We start from the raw sequence: 16,746 nt of genomic DNA on the forward strand, positions 1-16,746 counted from the left end.
GAGCAATATGGTTTGGGAGGCTCGGTAATGACACAGCCACATGAAATGATCGTCGTCCTTGATTTCGGAGGACAATACAACCAGCTAATCGCGCGCCGAATTCGGGACTTGGGGGTATATAGCGAGCTGATTCCGTATAACACCCCCGTGGACAAGATCAAGGAACTGAACCCGAAAGGGATCGTGTTCTCCGGCGGGCCTGCCAGCGTGTACGAGGAGAACTCGCCGCTGGTGGATGAGGGCATCTATGAATTGGGCATTCCGATTCTCGGCATTTGCTACGGCATGCAGATGATGTCCCATCAATTGAAAGGCAAGGTAGAACGGGCAGGCAAGCGGGAATACGGCAAGGCCGAAGTCGTCTTCCAGCCGGAATGCGGTCTTGCGGCCAATCTGGAGCCGAACCAGACGGTATGGATGAGCCATACGGACCTGGTCGTCGAGCTGCCGGAAGGCTTCCGCATCGATGCCGGCACGGAGCATGCGCCGATTGCGGCCATGAGCCACCCGGAGAAGCGCTTCTATGCGGTGCAGTTCCATCCGGAAGTGCGCCATTCCGTACACGGCAACGAGATGATCAAAAACTTCCTGTATGAGGTATGCGGCTGTCACGGCGACTGGACGATGGAATCGTTCATCGAGGATAAGGTTCGCGAGATTCGCGAGACGGTCGGCGACAAGAAGGTGCTGTGCGCCTTGAGCGGCGGGGTCGATTCCTCTGTCGTCGCAGCTCTGATTCACCGCGCCATCGGCGATCAGCTGACATGCATGTTCATCGATCACGGCCTGCTGCGCAAGGATGAAGCCGAAGGCGTCATGGAGACGTTCGTCGGCAAGTTCGACATGCATGTGGTCAAGATCGACGCGCGCGAGCGCTTCTTGGGCAAGCTGGCCGGCGTGTCCGATCCGGAGCGGAAGCGGAAGATTATCGGCAATGAGTTCATCTATTGCTTCGATGAAGAGTCGGCGAAGTTGGGCGAGTTCGATTTCCTGGCGCAAGGCACGCTGTATACGGATATTGTAGAGAGCGGAACGGCAACCGCGCAGACGATCAAGTCTCACCACAATGTGGGAGGTTTGCCGGAAGATATGAAGTTCAAGCTGATCGAGCCGTTGAACGCGCTGTTCAAGGACGAAGTGCGGAAGGTCGGCGAAGAGCTGGGTCTGCCGCGCGCCATCGTATGGCGCCAGCCGTTCCCGGGACCGGGGCTCGCGATTCGCGTGCTTGGCGAAGTGACGGAGGATAAGCTGAAGATCGTTCGCGAATCGGATGCGATTCTGCGTGAGGAGATTGCCAAGGCAGGACTCGATAACGAGATTTGGCAATATTTCACCGCGCTGCCGGATATGAAGAGCGTCGGCGTCATGGGTGATGCCCGCACGTATTCATACACGGTCGGCATCCGTGCGGTTACGTCCATTGACGGCATGACCGCCGATTGGGCGCGCATTCCGTGGGATATTCTCGAGAAGATCTCGGTCCGGATCGTGAACGAGGTCGACAACGTCAACCGGATCGTCTACGACATTACGTCGAAGCCGCCGGCGACGATTGAGTGGGAGTGAATTTGACTCCATTCATGCTATTGATGCTCGGAATCCTTGCTACATAAGGGTTTCTAGCATCGCTGGTATGGGGATTTCCAATTGACCCAACAACTATAGAGTGCAAAAAATTACTCTCTTTTATCTGCATTGTTTAGCAAATAGAAGGGAGTATTTTTTATGACCAAAATCAAGGAACTGATTCAGGACTTCAAGCTTAATCAGGAAATTTTGGGGGTGCGAGAAAAGGTACGTAGATTTATGCACGTTTTGCCTGTACAGATGGGAGAGCTTCACTGAGAAGGAATTAGGTATTAAAGAAATAGAGGAAGTAAATCAGCTTCACATTAAAAAATATATTCAGGAGCGACAACGCATAGTTCGTAGGTCAACAGGACACTGAATAACAATATTGCCACCCTGAAAGTTTTCTTCCATTACCTTGTTGACGAAGAATTTATTGACGAGCAAAGAAACCCAATGCGGCGTATTAAAAATCTCAAGGAGGCGAAGACGATTATTGTCACATTCAATGACGAGGAAGTGTCGCGGATTATCAATGACATCAAAGATGAAACGTTCTCTAACGTCAGAGATAAGTTGATACTCATTATGCTTTTCGACACAGGGGTACGGGTATCTGAGTTGTGCAATATCAAAAACGATGATGTGGCAAGAAGACATATCCTTATTCATTGTAAAGGCTCAAAGCAGAGGTTAGTTTACATTAGCAATATCATGCGAAAGTACATGAGAAAGTATGAAGCATTAAGGCAGGAGCGTTTGAGGAAAAGAGAGCAGGACGAAATTGAGGACTATTACTTCCTAGATCAGTCGGCTGTCAGGCTTTCCCGCTCCCGCATAAACAAAATTTTGAAAGAGATTTGCAGAAATGCTGGGGTCAGGAAGGAGGTCAGATCCTCTCCCATGATTTCCACCACTACTTTGCTCAGAAGCAGTTTAGAAATGGCATAGATGTTTACAGCTTGAGCCGACTAATGGGGCATTTCGACACTCAGATCACTTCAAATATTTGAGAGGTCCGGAGCCGGATGACATCCTGCACATTGGTCGATTGCATAGTCCGTTGAATGGTTTGAAAATCAATCAAGGTTCGAAGGAGGGGAGGAAATGAAAAGACTACTTAACATTGAACTGGATGACGTGACTACCCAAAAGCTTCTGGATATCGCTACAAGGCATTGTAAGCTTGCTCTTGGGCATACCTCTCCTGAGCGCCGCGAAGCCATAAAAGCGGAAATTGTGGCTCTCATAGAGGAAAGATCACAAATACTCGCTTCTTATACTTTGTGAACAAATGGAGGGTGTAACTTAACATGCAGATTTCAATTTCTAATTTTGATTTCCTTAAACCCATTTTGACTTCGAGTTGTTCAAAGTCCGCCCACAGGATAAAGAGGATGTAAAGTAAACTGCTCTCCTTCGTATCTTGGAGTCGTTGAAGAATTACATGAGCAAAGAATTGCCTGAAAATAAGCTGTTCTCGTTCTGTCAGGTAATTGTCAAGCCAACTGTGGTTGATTACTACCGCAGATCAAGCCGTATGATTGAACAAAACAGTACATCCGTGGTGGAATACTTGCAATAGAGAAGGCAAAATTTCAAGGGGGCATTAAGGCTTGCTTCCGAAAATTATTCTTATGATATTGCACTTATTCGCCATGATTTCATGAAACATAAACATCTTTTACTCCCCAAGAAAGAGAAGTTCTAGAGCATTTACTATTCAATGAAGATGGTATTGGAGAGAACATGGCAGATATTTGTTCTGAACTCAACATAAATAAATCCCATGCTTCGAGAGCATATAAAAAGCTTCGTGAAGTTTGCAGTTGAGCTTTCTGGTGCAACTAATTAGGCTTTAACCTTGATGTTTAAAAGTGTAAGACACTTCAAAAAGAGGTAATCAAATGCCAACACCACAGGTATCTTGGTTCAAAACTGACAACGTAACCCCACTTCCAAAGTGGGAAATCGGTACGATTGACGCAGGTTCTAGCTTCGCCATCTCTAGGTGTCATGATTTGGAACAACCGGGGGGGACAGGAGACTTGTCTACCATGACCAACTGTACCATCACCACAAAGGACGGCAGGTGACGACACGGGCGAACTGGTACTGAACACGTGGATTGAAGTACGTGTTGACAGTATGGGTGAGACAGGGTTCACCAAAATCGGTGGGACAGTAACCAAGGCAATCCAAACAGATGGAAATAGCACCCACACAAACGGAACGTTCTCTCCAAACGCGAAGGAGATTTTAGGTGTCATTAATGACGGCTCAGAAGCAAACTTCAAAGGTAACCTCGCTCAGGTAGGGCTGTACTTGAGCAATTGAAGGCAGAAAATCAAGCCTTGAAGAAAAATACATATTTATGATGTGCCACCATGCTAAAGGTGGTTTTTTTTTATGTTAAATTGGATTAGTAATACTTTTGCCCTTTTCAGCTTAATTTAACTTAGCGATAATTATATTACTATCACTTTGTCTGTAATTCCGGTTAATAAAGGCGGGGATTTAAAGATGAACTTTGAAGAAACTTATATCAATTTTAAAGAGCAAGAACATATTCAACCTATGGAACTACATAACAAAAAGAAGTATTATACAGACCTTTCTAACCTTGAGGATAGCTGGACAGGCAGAATGGATGCTAAACTTGCAAATACATTTATTCATGAGTCAGTTCGTTTGGTTATAAACGCAATTGTTTTGTTTGAGAAAGGGTATATTGATTGTGCATATTATTCATTGAGACAATCTTTGGAAATTTCTACTACAATGGTTTATTTGACGGAACTTGACCCTGACAAGAAGAAAGAAGAATTAAATAAGTGGAAGAGTCAAAGTAACTTTCCAATGTACAGTCAAATGCTGAGGTTCCTAAAAAATAACGGAAATGCATTTTCTGATATAAAGCTTAAAATGGATAAGTATTTCGAGAAGCTTCAAAAGGTAAAGAAATATATGAACAAATATGTTCATAAGCAAGGATTTAATACATTTTATATTGCAAGAAATTGTATTTCTTCAAGAAAAGATGAAAGTTCTCGCGTTACTAAAGATTTTGAAGGTTGCCTTGTTAGTTGCATTGGAGCTATTGCTGTGTTTCGGCTTGCTATTGACCCTTTTCCTGTTCTTTTGATGGATTACGAGATATATTCCAGAACCATTGATCTGGTGACAGAACCCTATACGCATGAGTTTGTGGAAGAATATATCGGAGAAGAAGCGTTTGAAGCTTACAAACGTACAGATATATACCAAGGATATTACGAGTATTTAATGAATGAAGAAAAACGACAACTTTCAGTCCTCGATGTGACTAAAAATAAGCATATAGATAAAGAAAAAATTGATGAGATTCTTAATCAAGCACATTTGTTAACCAAAACCGATTTTATAGCTGTTGCAATCGCTGGCTTGTCAGAGAAGGTAGCTAAAATTTATTGTTTTAATGGATGGCCTTTCTATACAACTAGTACCCGTTCGGTTCGGAGCGACCTAAGCTTTCATAGTGGGACACTGAAAAATATCAGAGACTCCAACAATCATTTGAATGTTCCATATGATGAAGCATTCTTAACTTACCTTGTTGTTGAATCAGAAAGCTTTTTCTTAGAGCATAATGAAAAATTTGAACTTGATGAGTATAAGTCACTAGAGGTTCAGATAAGTATACTACTTTTGATGAATAGTAAAAACTATGAGGAACAATGTGAAACTTCTTGAATAGAATGGGGTGCCGATACGAGTTAAGGGCAAAGAATCTTTTTCAAATGGTCTGATTCTGGATTGCTGGCTGAAACAATATTCATAGAGACGTGTATAGGGAGCATGAGCAGATGCAAAATGCAGAGCAAAAAACGATGCTTAGTTATAAAACAATAAAAAGGGTTATGATATAATATAGAAGAGGGAACGTTTGTTTTGTAGCTGAGACGCTCTAAAATCGTTTCTAAGCCATTGTGGTAATATAGGCAACCACAAACTCAAAGTTTCTCTTAGAAACGCAAATTAGGCCATTTCTGTTGATTTGAGAGGGAACACAAAAACAAAACCTTGACAAAAACCAATAAGCCATGCTAACTTAGTAGCAGGGCAAAATATGGTGCACATAGCAAATGATGACCATTCATATCTGCCATAACTGATGTTCCAGCATCAATTATGAACTCATAATTTGATTTTGATTTAAGCAACCTTTTTCAACCACGTCTTGAATATTATCAAATAAGGGTACTAAAATCAAGATTTTTTTGCTAGATAGGCAAAAAGACCTTCATTTTTGGTGCAGAAGTTATATGAAAATGTCAGGCAACAAGAAGGAGTAGAGGATAGAGTTGCTGCTATAGGTACTATCAAAATACCAAACCTATAGGAGAAATATATGAAAAATCACCTGCACTATATTCCACTTCAGAAAGTGAATCCAGAGACCGTTAAATTGAAAGATTTGTCTGAGTTAATAAGAGTTGAAATGGATGTAGACAAGACGGTCTCAGAAAACTTCCCTATAAATGCTTTTGGTAAGGATGATGATGACTTAAAAGTATTAGGGGCTAAAGCTTTACTTCAAGCGTTTTATAAAATTGACAATGTTAAGTATGATCTGGTTTATGAGTACGGGAATATTGAGTTTTTGGGATTGTCTGAGGATAAAGATATCATTTTCAATTTTAAAGAAGATAATGTGAATGCTTCGGGAATATATGAATTCACAAGTCAGTTTTACGATTTGTTTAAAATGGGCAAATATGCAAACTGGCTAGTAAGTCGTAATTATGAGGATTTGCTCTCAGAAAATTTAACTAAGTTATTGGAGAAACAAAAGGATACCAAAAAGCAATTCCGTTTTATTAGGGAAGGGAAGAATGAATTTCTAAGAGGATTTACTTCGACTTCCTATAAGAATTATGACAATAACCTGTGTATTTATCTTATTTTCTTAGCTCTCCATGAGCAATCTAAAAAGCATAACATCAATTTCAGTATAGACAGAGCATATTTATCGGATTCAGCATTTAAAATTTATTTTGAACAGGAACAACCTATATCAATTGATGGATTGGGTGATGTGTACTTTGGTGCATATGCTACTAATAACGAAATAAGAGAAACACAATTTTCTTTTGAAATTCGTTACAGGATTGTTGACCCAGAAGATCCAAATGTATATTTTTCCGCTATGCCACAGCTTAGAGATTCAGTTTTTGAAATAAGGAAAAACTATGGCTTGGAAAAAATTAAAGAGCGGTTCAGTAATATTAATCGAATTAAAGAGATACAAGAGAGCATGATAGAATATATTGAGGCGCTTAAAAGCGTAAAGGAAATAACTCCTGACGAATTAAGGAGATTGTATGGAAAGATCACTGATTCAAGGGATTTTACTTCGGGAACAAAGAGCAAAATGACGGATTTGTACAATAAAAACTTGGTTAGAAACACTTATACTATCTTACAATTACTCAATAAAATTAATACTATCACTGTCGATTTGGATGAATTGCAATATTTAGAACGAATTTATAATGATTTTATTTCTGAGCTTATCGAGAATCAGAAACGTAAATAAGTGGCGCAAGTGAATGGTTGTGGGCTGTTCTGAGCTACGCCACATTTTTATTTTATTTAAGTTGAAAATTCTACATTTACCCACTACAATTGATGTAAAAACAAGTGGATAATTGAACAGTAATTGCACGTATTCATACACGGTCGGCATCCGTGCGGTAACGTCCATTGACGGCATGACCGCCGATTGGGCGCGCATTCCGTGGGATATTCTCGAGAAGATCTCGGTCCGGATCGTGAACGAGGTCGACAACGTCAACCGGATCGTCTACGACATTACGTCGAATCCGCCGGCGACGATTGAGTGGGAGTAAGAGCCCGGCAAGTCACTGCTGAACGCCTTCGTTCCATGTGGAACGAAGGCTTTTTTTCCATATCTGGACCGAATAGGGATGCGTCCCGGTTCGAGGCGAATGATTCAGAGGTCTGAAGCGGGGAAGGCGTTTACCGCCATTGGCGCATTTTTCTAAGACCATGGAACCAGATTATTAGCGAAGAATTGAAGGAAATTGCGCCCAACGATATACTGTGTAGAATATGGAGTGAATTGGGTATTTCGGATAGCGAATAGGTAAGGGAGGCCTCATGTTATGAAAAAGAAGGCAGTCGTAACGATTACAGCGGCAGCGATGGCATTCGGCATTGTCGCGGGCGTCAGCGCCGCTCCGGTATTAGAGAAGATTAGCGCGCAGCTGAACTGGTCCATCAAGTTCCAGGTGGACGGGAAGGAATGGAAGGCGCAGGACAGCGCTGGCAACAAGCTGGCGCCGATTACATACGGCGGAACCACCTACCTGCCGGTGCGGGCGGTAGCCGATGCGCTGGGCACGGCCGTCGAGTATGACTCCAGGAACCAGACGATTTATTTGGGGGAAAAATCAAGTACGACACCGATTACTTCTGAAAAAATAAAGCTCAGCTACTCCTCAATGTCGACAAAAGACAAGCAATATACGGTTCAGGGGGGCGTCGATTACGGCTCGGGCATCGTGCTTGATGATCTGAACTCGGCGGCGAAGTCTTTCGAGCTCCAGCCGGAGAATAAATATCAGAAGCTGGACTTGAAAGTGTTCGTGCTTGATGTCGAAGGCGAAATCGACGTCAAAGTATACGACGACAGCGACATCGTGCTCAAGCATGTCAAGCTGTCGGCACAGGACAAAATCCAGGATATCTCCGTGGATATTGGCGGAAGCAAGAGCATCCGGATCGAGGGCAAGACCCCTGTATTCGACAAAGGCAAAATTTTTGTAACCGGAAATTATCGGTAAGCTTATCAACAGACGGTGCCTTGCGGCTCATTGCCCAGGGGCGGTACTCTAGCGGAAGCAGACGTTCTTGTCGCAGCGGCGGCAAGGGCGTTTTTTTATTTACAGTCGCTAACAGAAAACACGAACGAATTATAACTTTGGTATATTAATGTTCGGATTTATCGTTGACAAAATTCGAGTGTACGCTATACAATGAGTACGTAACCTCATACGTGCTCTTTTTCGTATAATCCCGGGAATTGGCCCGGGAGTTTCTACGAGATCACCGTAAATGATCTGGCTACGAAGGATTTTGGCACCGGACTGCGCATACGTCTGTCCGAACGCTTTGCCCTGCCTGCTGCAGCGCGCTTTCCCATTGACAAGTGATGGGGCGCAGTGCTGAGGCGAATGGCGGGTGCAGCTTGCCGACCTTATTAGCCGGAACTCGGGAGAATCTCCTGAGTTCTTTTTTTGTCCCTTGTAAGGGGAAGGTGCTGCGGAAGCGGGAAGTGCGGGATTAGGTTGCTCGGAACAGAGAGATTATCAGTTCATGGGGAGGATGTAAACGCATGGATCGCTTCTTCAAAATTAAGGAGCAAGGGTCGACTGTAAGAACGGAAATAATGGCAGGGATTACGACCTTCATGACGATGGCATATATTTTGGCCGTCAATCCGAACATTTTGACCGCTTTCGGCAAGACGGGCATGGAATGGTATCCAGTCTTTCTCGCGACTGCGATTGCCGCTGGGATTTTTACGATTGCGATGGGGATTTTCGTCAACTTCCCGGTCGCGTTGGCGCCGGGGATGGGACTTAACGCATATTTCGCTACGGTCATCGTATCGACGGCCGGCTCGGATCACCCGATTACTTGGCAGATGGCCTTGACGGCCGTATTCATTTCCGGGATTGTGTTCTTCCTGCTGACCGTCACGCATATTCGGCAGAAGCTGCTGGAAGCCGTGCCTGACGCGTTGAAGCATGCAATTACCGTTGGTATCGGATTGTTCATTACGATTGTCGGCTTGAAGAACAGCGGCCTGCTGTCGGTATCCGTCGAAGCGGTGAACGACGTGCCGAAGGGCGTATTTACGCCGCTGCAAGGCTTCGAGACCGTCTTCGGACTCGGAAGCTTCACCGACCCGAACGTGCTGCTCACGATTATCGGATTGGCGCTCATTTCGGTATTGATGATTTTGAACGTGCCGGGCGCGATTTTGTTCGGCATCCTCGGAACGGCTCTGATTGCCATTCCAATGGGATTGATTGATTTCAGCTCGCTGCAGGGCGCTCAATGGGTGCCTGACTTGACGCAAATGACGGTGTTCGAATTCGACTTCGCCGGTATTATGGGCGTCGGCATCGTGTCGATTATTTTGACCTTCACCTTCGTCGAATTGTTCGACACCTTCGGAACGCTGGTCGGCACGGCCAACCGCGCCGGCTTCATGAAGAACCGCGAAGAAGGCAACAAGCGCGTCGGCAAGGCCATGTTCGTCGATTCTATCGCGGTCGGCGGCGGCGCCGTGCTCGGCACAAGCACCGTGACGGCCTTCGTCGAGAGCTCGGCCGGGGTAGCCGCCGGCGGACGCACCGGGTTAACCTCGGTCACGACGGGTATCTGCTTCCTGCTTGCCTTGTTCCTGGCGCCAGTGATTGCCCTGATTCCGGGACCGGCTACGGCGGCGGCGCTGATTGTCGTCGGCGTTCTGATGATGCAAGCCGTGCGCGAGATCAACTTCAATGACCTGGTCATCGGCATTCCGGCGTTCATGACGATTACGTTCATGCCATTCACGTACAGCATTGCGAACGGAATCTCCTTCGGTATTCTCGGCTATGTGCTGCTGGCCTTCGTCGCGAACGTATTCGGCAAAGGCGAGCAGAAATATAAAATTCATTGGCTGATGTGGATTTTGTTCGTCCTCGTCATTCTCCGCTACGTGTTCATGGGCGGACATTAATAGATTTAGCGCACCGTCGGCATGCATATGGCATCGTCCGTGCAGCAGAAGTTATATCAGCCGTTCATCGGCTTCATCCAAGACTCGCTTCCAGGAGGAACTCACTTCATGAAAAAACTCGCAACGACTCTCGCTATGATACTTGCCCTGGGCACGCTGCTCGCAGCCTGCTCCGGCGGCAACAATGCCGAAGGAGGCAAGGACAAGCCGACGGAATTGGTTATCTCGACATGGGGATTTGCCGAAGATGCAATGAAGAAGAACCTGTATGAGCCGTTCGAGAAGCAATACAATGTCAAGATCGTCACCGAGATTGGCAACAACACCGACCGCCTCAACAAAATCCGCCAGGGCAGCTCGAAGGTCGACCTGATCTACTTGTCCGACTATTACGCGCTGCAGGGCATCGAGGAAGGACTGTTCGAGAAGATCGATCGCAAGAACATCCCGAATATCGACAACCTGTACGATATCGCCAAGGCCCCGCTTGGCCAAGACTACGGTCCGGCGCATACGGTCGCGCAGCTCGGCCTTGTCTACAACGCGGATGAGGTGAAGGAGCCGGTGGAATCCTGGGAGGATCTGTGGAAGCCGGCCTTCCAGAACAAGCTCGCGCTGCCGAATATTACGATTACGACCGGCCCGATGCTGATCGACATGGCGGCCAAGCATGGGGGCAGCATGGATATGGCCACCGACGCGGCCTTCAAGGCGCTGCAAGAGATCAATCCGGGCGTCGTCAAATATTACTCCAAGTCCGCCGATCTCGTGAACATGTTCGCACAGGGCGAGGTCGTCATCGCGCCGATGCAGGACACGTTCTATGGCAGTGTGTCTGAGGCGGTGCCGTCGGCCCAGTTCGTTACGCCGAAGGAAGGCGCGTATGCGCTGCTGAACACGGTCAACGTCGTCAAAGGATCGAAGAACAAGGAATTGGCTGAGAAATTCATCAACTGGCATCTGAGCCAGGAGGTGCAGCAAGCCAATGCGCTCGATCGGGTCGATTCCCCGACCAACAAGCTCGTCACCTTGACGGAAGAGCAAGCCACAGGCATGACCTACGGTGCAGACGTCGTCGAGAACCTGAAGACATTGGATTTGCGCAAGGTGAATCAAGAGATGGCAGACTGGATCGACCGCTGGAACCGGGAGATCGAGTAGGCCGGGATGTATAGAAGGTAGGGAGGGCTGCTGGAATACGCACCCTCTTTTTTATTCCACCCTAGCGGATTACAAGCCAAGACAACAGGAGAACACAACCTATGAAAAAACGATTTTTGTGGCTGCTGCTGCTGCCGGGACTTCTGTTCCTTACCGTTTTTATGATTATTCCGATCTTTTTGACGATCGGGTCCACCTTTTTTAATGAAGGGCAGTTCACGATTCAAGGCTATGTCAAGCTGCTCGGTGATCCGTATATTTTAAAAATTTTGCTGACGACCCTGGAAGTCAGCCTTGTGACGACCGCCGTCTGCATCCTTATCGGCTTCCCGACGGCCTATTACATTTCCAAAAAGAAGGCCCGGGTCAAAGGCATCCTGCTGGCCCTGGCGCTGTTCCCGATGCTGACGAGCGCGATTGTCCGTTCGTTCAGCTGGATGGTCATTCTCGGCAAAAACGGGATTGTCAACAACCTGCTTACCGGCATCGGCCTTGTTGACGAGCCCTTGAAAATATTGTACACCCCGACGGCCATGATGATTGGCCTGATCCATCTGTTCCTGCCGCTCATGATCATCTCGCTCGTCGGGGTGATGGAGAACATCGACGGCGATCTGCTTCGCGCCTCCGAGAGTCTGGGCGCCTCGCGCCTCAAAGGCTTCATGAGCATCATCGTGCCGCTGTGCGTGCCCGGGCTCATCGTCGGCAGCATCCTCGTCTTCGTCGGCAGCCTGACGGCCTATACGACGCCGCAGCTGCTCGGCGGGAAGCAGCGCGTCATCGCCACGTTCCTCTATCAGAACGCGATGACGCTCAATGATTGGACGATGGCATCCATTATCGCCACAGTGATGATTGTCGTCACGTTCATCATCATCGGATTGATGAACCAGCTGGCGCGCAAATTGAATCCGAAGGGGTAACGAACATGAAGGACACACATCGCGGACTCGCCCTGTTTACGGCTCTCGTCTTTCTCTTTTTGCTTGGGCCGCTGCTTATCATTATGGCTACGTCATTCGGAGACAGCTCCGTGCTCAAATTTCCGCCGGAAGGCTTCTCCTTCCGCTGGTACAGCAATATTTTCGACGTCGAGATGTTCATGACGACGTTCAAGGTGACGATTGTCGTCGCGCTGGCGGGGAACCTGATCGCGCTTCTTATCGGCGTTCCCGCCGCTTATGCCCTCAGCCGCTTCCATTTCCGGGGCAAAGGGCTGCTCAATTCGATTTTCATCTCGCCCATCCTGATACCGGGCGTCGTGCTCGGCTTCACGATGCTGAAATATTTGGTCGTTCAGTTCCAATTGCCGATCTACACCAGCCTGTTAATCGGGCATATCGTTCTGATGCTGCCGTTCATCATTCGCGTCATCGCATCGAGCTTGTCGAACTTCGACTATGCGGTCGAGGAAGCGTCCATGAGTCTGGGCGCCAGCCGCCTGAAGACCTTCTTCACGGTCGTGCTGCCGAATATCCGATCGGGACTGATTGCGGGCGTGCTGCTCGCGTTCCTCGAATCGTTCAACAACGTCGACATCTCGGTGTTCATGACCGGACCGGGGGTCAGCACGCTGCCGATTCAGATGCTGACCTATGTCGAGAACTATTTCGACCCGACCATTGCAGCTATCTCGGTGCTGCTGATGGTCGTGACGGCCCTGCTGATGTTCTTGATCGAGCGCCTGATGGGACTCTCCTACTTCACGAAAAATAACTAGCATAAACGGAGGCCTGACGACCATGGAATACCTATCGTTGCAAAATATATCAGTAGCTTATGAAAAAAATACGATCTTGAAAGATTTCTCGCTAAATATTCAGGAAGGGGAGCTTATCTCCCTGCTTGGCCCTTCGGGCTGCGGCAAGACGACGACGCTCCGCCTTATCGCGGGCTTCCTGGAGGCGAAGGACGGCAAGTTCATGTTCAAGGGCAAGGATTACACGAAGATGCCGGTGAACAAGCGGAACTTCGGCTTCGTCTTCCAGAGCTATGCGCTGTTCCCGCATATGACCGTGTTCGACAATGTCGCTTACGGCCTGCGCCTGCGGAAGGTCGACAAGGCGGAGATCGGGAAGCGCGTGCTCGCCATGCTGGAGATCGTCAATCTGAATGGCTTCGAGAAGCGCTTCCCGGGCGAGCTGTCCGGCGGCCAGCGCCAGCGCGTCGCGATTGCCCGCGCCCTCGTCATCGAGCCGGATCTGCTGCTGTTCGATGAGCCGCTCAGCAACCTGGACGCCAATCTGCGTGTCAACATGCGCGTCGAGATCCGCCGTATTCAGAAGCAGCTTGGCATTACGACCGTCTATGTATCGCATGATCAGGAGGAATGCTTCTCGATCTCGGACAAGGTAGCGATTATGAATAAAGGCATCATCGAGCAATTGGACGCGCCGGCAAACATCTACAAATACCCGGCCACCGAATTCGTTGCCCGCTTCATCGGGTTCAACAACTTCATCGAATTCGGAAGCATGAAGCAGGACGGCAACGTCATCACCCTCGAAGGGAAAGGGGATGTGCGGCTGAAGGTGATTCACCGCTCCGGACATCCGATTACCGATGCGATGAAAGGCGCCATCCGGCCGGATGATCTGATCGTACTGGCCGAGGGCGAGCTGAACGGCTTCGCTGACAGCAGAACTGGCGGACTGAATGGCACTGGCGACAAGGAAGCCGGAGTTATAGGGGGACTGACCTCCGAGGAGCTGGCCGCAGGCTGGAACACGATTCCGGGCCGTATCAAAATCAGCACCTTCCTGGGTCGAAGCTATCAATATGTCGTGGAGACGGCTTTGGGCGACTTCACCGTCAACCGGGAAATGGAACAGCCATTCGAACGCGGCACGGCGGTCAAGCTGGTGATGCCAAAAGAAAAGGTGGTTCTGGTTCGCGCCGAAGCGTAAGTGCGCGACAGAACATATGCGAACATCGCATTTGGACCTAAGCCTTGGCGAGTGATGACAGAACGAGGACAACAAGGAGAGTGCAGCCATGAAGATCGATTTGCTGATAAAAGAAGTGCAAGTGTTCAACGTATATTTGAAGCGGTTCGTGCCGGGCAATGTCGCGGTGCTCGACGGGCGCTGTCTGTATGTTGGCCAGCGCGGAGAAGAGACATTCGAGGCGGCGCAGACGGTGGAAGGCCGCGGCCGTTATCTGATTCCGGGCCTGGTCGATATCCATCTGCATATCGAGAGCACGATGGTGACGCCGCATACGTTCTCCCACGGCATTATTCGCAACGGCGTGACGACCATCGTATCCGAGCCGCATGAGATGGCCAATGTGTTCGGCCTGGAGGGCGTGCAGGAAATGATCCGGGCCAGTGAAGGCTGCGCCGCCGATATTTTGTACGCCATTCCGAGCTCGGTCCCGTCCACGCCGCTGGAGACGGCAGGCGGCGAGATCGATATCAAGCATATCGATGCGCTGCTGCAGGAAGAGAGCGTCGTCTGCCTCGGGGAAATCATGAACTCGGTCGACGTGCTGCGTGATCCGGACTGCAAGACGAACCGCATCCTCAATCATGTCCGCTCGCACTATCCGAAGCTGGTCATCGAGGGGCATACGCCGAAGAAGCTGGTCGATCTGGAACTGGCCCGCTTCATGTTCGCGGGCGTCGATTCCGACCATACGGAACAGGCGCCGGCCAGCATGCGCGACCGGTTGGCGAACGGCATGTTCCTGGAGATTCAGGAGAAATCGATGACGCCGGATATCATGAAGATGTTGATCGAGGAAGACGTGGCGGAACTGTTCTGCTTCGTCACGGACGACGTCATGGCCGATTCCTTCGTTCAGGACGGCCACCTGAACCATATCGTGCGCAAGGCGATCGCGATGGGGATGACGCCGGAGCGGGCAATCTACGCAGCGACCTACACGCCGGCCCGGCGCATGCAGCTGCATGACCGCGGCGCTATCGCTCCGAACAAGGCGGCGGACTTCGTCCTGCTCAGCGACCTGGAGCAGTTCACGATCGACGCCGTATATAAGAACGGGCGGCTGGCATATGAAGCCGGAGCGCCTTACGAGCAAGCGGAAGCCGTTCGTCGCTTCCCGGCCCATTTCTACCGCAGCGTGCAGCTTGCCGAGATGACCGCGGCCGACTTCGAGGTCCGGATCGAGGCCGAGGACGGAACCCATCCATGCCGCGTGATGGAAGTCGTGAACGGCACGACGAATACGAACGAACTGCACAAGCCCGTCGAGGTGAAGGACGGCCGTCTCCATTGGGAGGCTGGACCGTACGGGCTCATCGCGACATTCGAACGCTATGGCAAAAACGGCAACCGCGCGTACGGCCTGATTACCGGTAATACGATCAAGCGCGGCGCCATCGCGACGACATATTCGCATGACAACCACAACCTGCTCGTCGTCGGCCACTCCGCCGAGGATATGGCGCTGGCCGCCAACACGGTCATTGCCGATCAAGGCGGCTTCTGCGTCGTGGACGGCGGCAAGGTTATCGCCCATGTGCCCCTTCCGGTCGGCGGCATTCTGTCGGAGCAGCCGCTCGACGAATTCGGGCCGGCGGTGAAGCGGCTGCGCGAAGCGATGGAGTCCCTCGGCTACGAGCACTATAACCCGATTATGTCTCTCAGCACGCATTCACTTCCGGTCAGCCCTTCGCTCAAAATTACCGATCTCGGACTGATCGACGTCGAAGCGGGCGCCGTCGTTCCGCTGCTGGTCGAGAAATAGGCCGACGGCCCCCTATGCGGGCCCGTTTTACTCAGACTGCTGGATAGGAAGGAAGCACACGCCGGCTGACATTTTATGTCGGCCGGCATTTTTGTTCGGGTTGGCGCTTTGAGCAAGCTGACGCTTTAAGTCGTTTGATGGTGTACGTCGAGTGGTGTTTCTTGCCGCCAGCGCTATATGTTGTATTGCTTTGTCCAAGTAACGCTATTACCTTGTGATGATTCCGCCCTCCTTCAAAGTCCCACTACCTGTTCCAGCCTTATGGCCAGAATCCCACTCGCTCAGGGTACCTTCGTATCCGTTCACAATGCTTCTCTCGACTTCTTATGCTGATTATCCCAGCCACTCAGGCAGCTCAGAAGATCATCCCGGGATATCTCCTACCGTTCAGTGATCCGTACGACCTTGCAAATGAATGACTCAAATGTCCAGTCCAGGTACTCCCTACGACCCTACGATGAATCACAGAACATCCAAAGTCTTCCAATGACTTTGCGATGAATCCCCCA

General features: G+C 49.2%; 12 protein-coding genes, 2 pseudogenes and 1 riboswitch. All 14 genes and pseudogenes read left to right on the plus strand.

The features are described 5' to 3' along the window. Positions 1–27: 27 nt before the first annotated feature. The 14 genes and pseudogenes from guaA (at position 28) to NNL35_RS06670 (ending at position 16,237) form a co-directional block, all read left to right on the plus strand. Positions 28–1,566 (plus strand): glutamine-hydrolyzing GMP synthase, encoded by a 1,539-nt coding sequence (gene guaA / locus NNL35_RS06610; RefSeq protein WP_111155976.1) that lies wholly within the window; start codon positions 28–30, stop codon positions 1,564–1,566. Between the two features lie 459 nt (positions 1,567–2,025). Then, positions 2,026–2,520 carry a tyrosine-type recombinase/integrase gene (locus NNL35_RS06615; RefSeq protein WP_006679583.1) on the plus strand — a complete coding sequence of 165 codons (495 nt, stop codon included), beginning with the start codon at positions 2,026–2,028 and terminating at the stop codon, positions 2,518–2,520. 156 nt (positions 2,521–2,676) lie between these two features. Further along, positions 2,677–2,859 (plus strand): hypothetical protein, encoded by a 183-nt coding sequence (locus tag NNL35_RS06620; protein ID WP_006679582.1) that lies wholly within the window; start codon positions 2,677–2,679, stop codon positions 2,857–2,859. Between the two features lie 405 nt (positions 2,860–3,264). Then, positions 3,265–3,402, plus strand: a pseudogene (locus NNL35_RS30615) (sigma-70 family RNA polymerase sigma factor); the annotation flags it as partial. Positions 3,403–4,092: 690 nt separating this feature from the next. Further along, positions 4,093–5,301, plus strand: a complete 1,209-nt coding sequence (locus NNL35_RS06625) for a hypothetical protein (protein ID WP_006679580.1) — start codon at positions 4,093–4,095, stop codon at positions 5,299–5,301. Positions 5,302–5,959: 658 nt separating this feature from the next. Continuing rightward, the gene (locus NNL35_RS06630) at positions 5,960–7,147 is read left to right on the plus strand and encodes a hypothetical protein (protein WP_006679579.1); all 1,188 of its coding nucleotides are present in this window, start codon (positions 5,960–5,962) and stop codon (positions 7,145–7,147) included. Between the two features lie 127 nt (positions 7,148–7,274). After that, positions 7,275–7,460: pseudogene (locus NNL35_RS06635) on the plus strand (GMP synthase (glutamine-hydrolyzing)); the annotation flags it as partial. A gap of 276 nt (positions 7,461–7,736) precedes the next feature. Beyond that, positions 7,737–8,417 (plus strand): stalk domain-containing protein, encoded by a 681-nt coding sequence (locus NNL35_RS06640; RefSeq protein WP_006679108.1) that lies wholly within the window; start codon positions 7,737–7,739, stop codon positions 8,415–8,417. A gap of 202 nt (positions 8,418–8,619) precedes the next feature. Next, positions 8,620–8,720: riboswitch (purine riboswitch) on the plus strand. Positions 8,721–8,968: 248 nt separating this feature from the next. Continuing rightward, the gene (locus NNL35_RS06645) at positions 8,969–10,366 is read left to right on the plus strand and encodes an NCS2 family permease (protein WP_006679109.1); all 1,398 of its coding nucleotides are present in this window, start codon (positions 8,969–8,971) and stop codon (positions 10,364–10,366) included. A gap of 108 nt (positions 10,367–10,474) precedes the next feature. Then, entirely contained in the window at positions 10,475–11,527 is a 1,053-nt protein-coding gene (locus NNL35_RS06650; protein ID WP_006679110.1) for an ABC transporter substrate-binding protein, read from the plus strand. Between the two features lie 101 nt (positions 11,528–11,628). After that, entirely contained in the window at positions 11,629–12,450 is an 822-nt protein-coding gene (locus NNL35_RS06655) for an ABC transporter permease (protein WP_006679111.1), read from the plus strand. A 5-nt stretch (positions 12,451–12,455) separates the two neighbouring features. Next, entirely contained in the window at positions 12,456–13,247 is a 792-nt protein-coding gene (locus NNL35_RS06660; RefSeq protein WP_006679112.1) for an ABC transporter permease, read from the plus strand. 22 nt (positions 13,248–13,269) lie between these two features. Next, complete coding sequence (locus NNL35_RS06665) at positions 13,270–14,433, plus strand: ABC transporter ATP-binding protein (protein ID WP_006679113.1); 1,164 nt, start codon at positions 13,270–13,272, stop codon at positions 14,431–14,433. Positions 14,434–14,521: 88 nt separating this feature from the next. Continuing rightward, complete coding sequence (locus tag NNL35_RS06670) at positions 14,522–16,237, plus strand: adenine deaminase (protein WP_006679114.1); 1,716 nt, start codon at positions 14,522–14,524, stop codon at positions 16,235–16,237. Positions 16,238–16,746 lie beyond the last annotated feature (509 nt).

Source organism: Paenibacillus dendritiformis, assembly GCF_945605565.1.
GTDB lineage: Bacteria > Bacillota > Bacilli > Paenibacillales > Paenibacillaceae > Paenibacillus_B > Paenibacillus_B dendritiformis_A.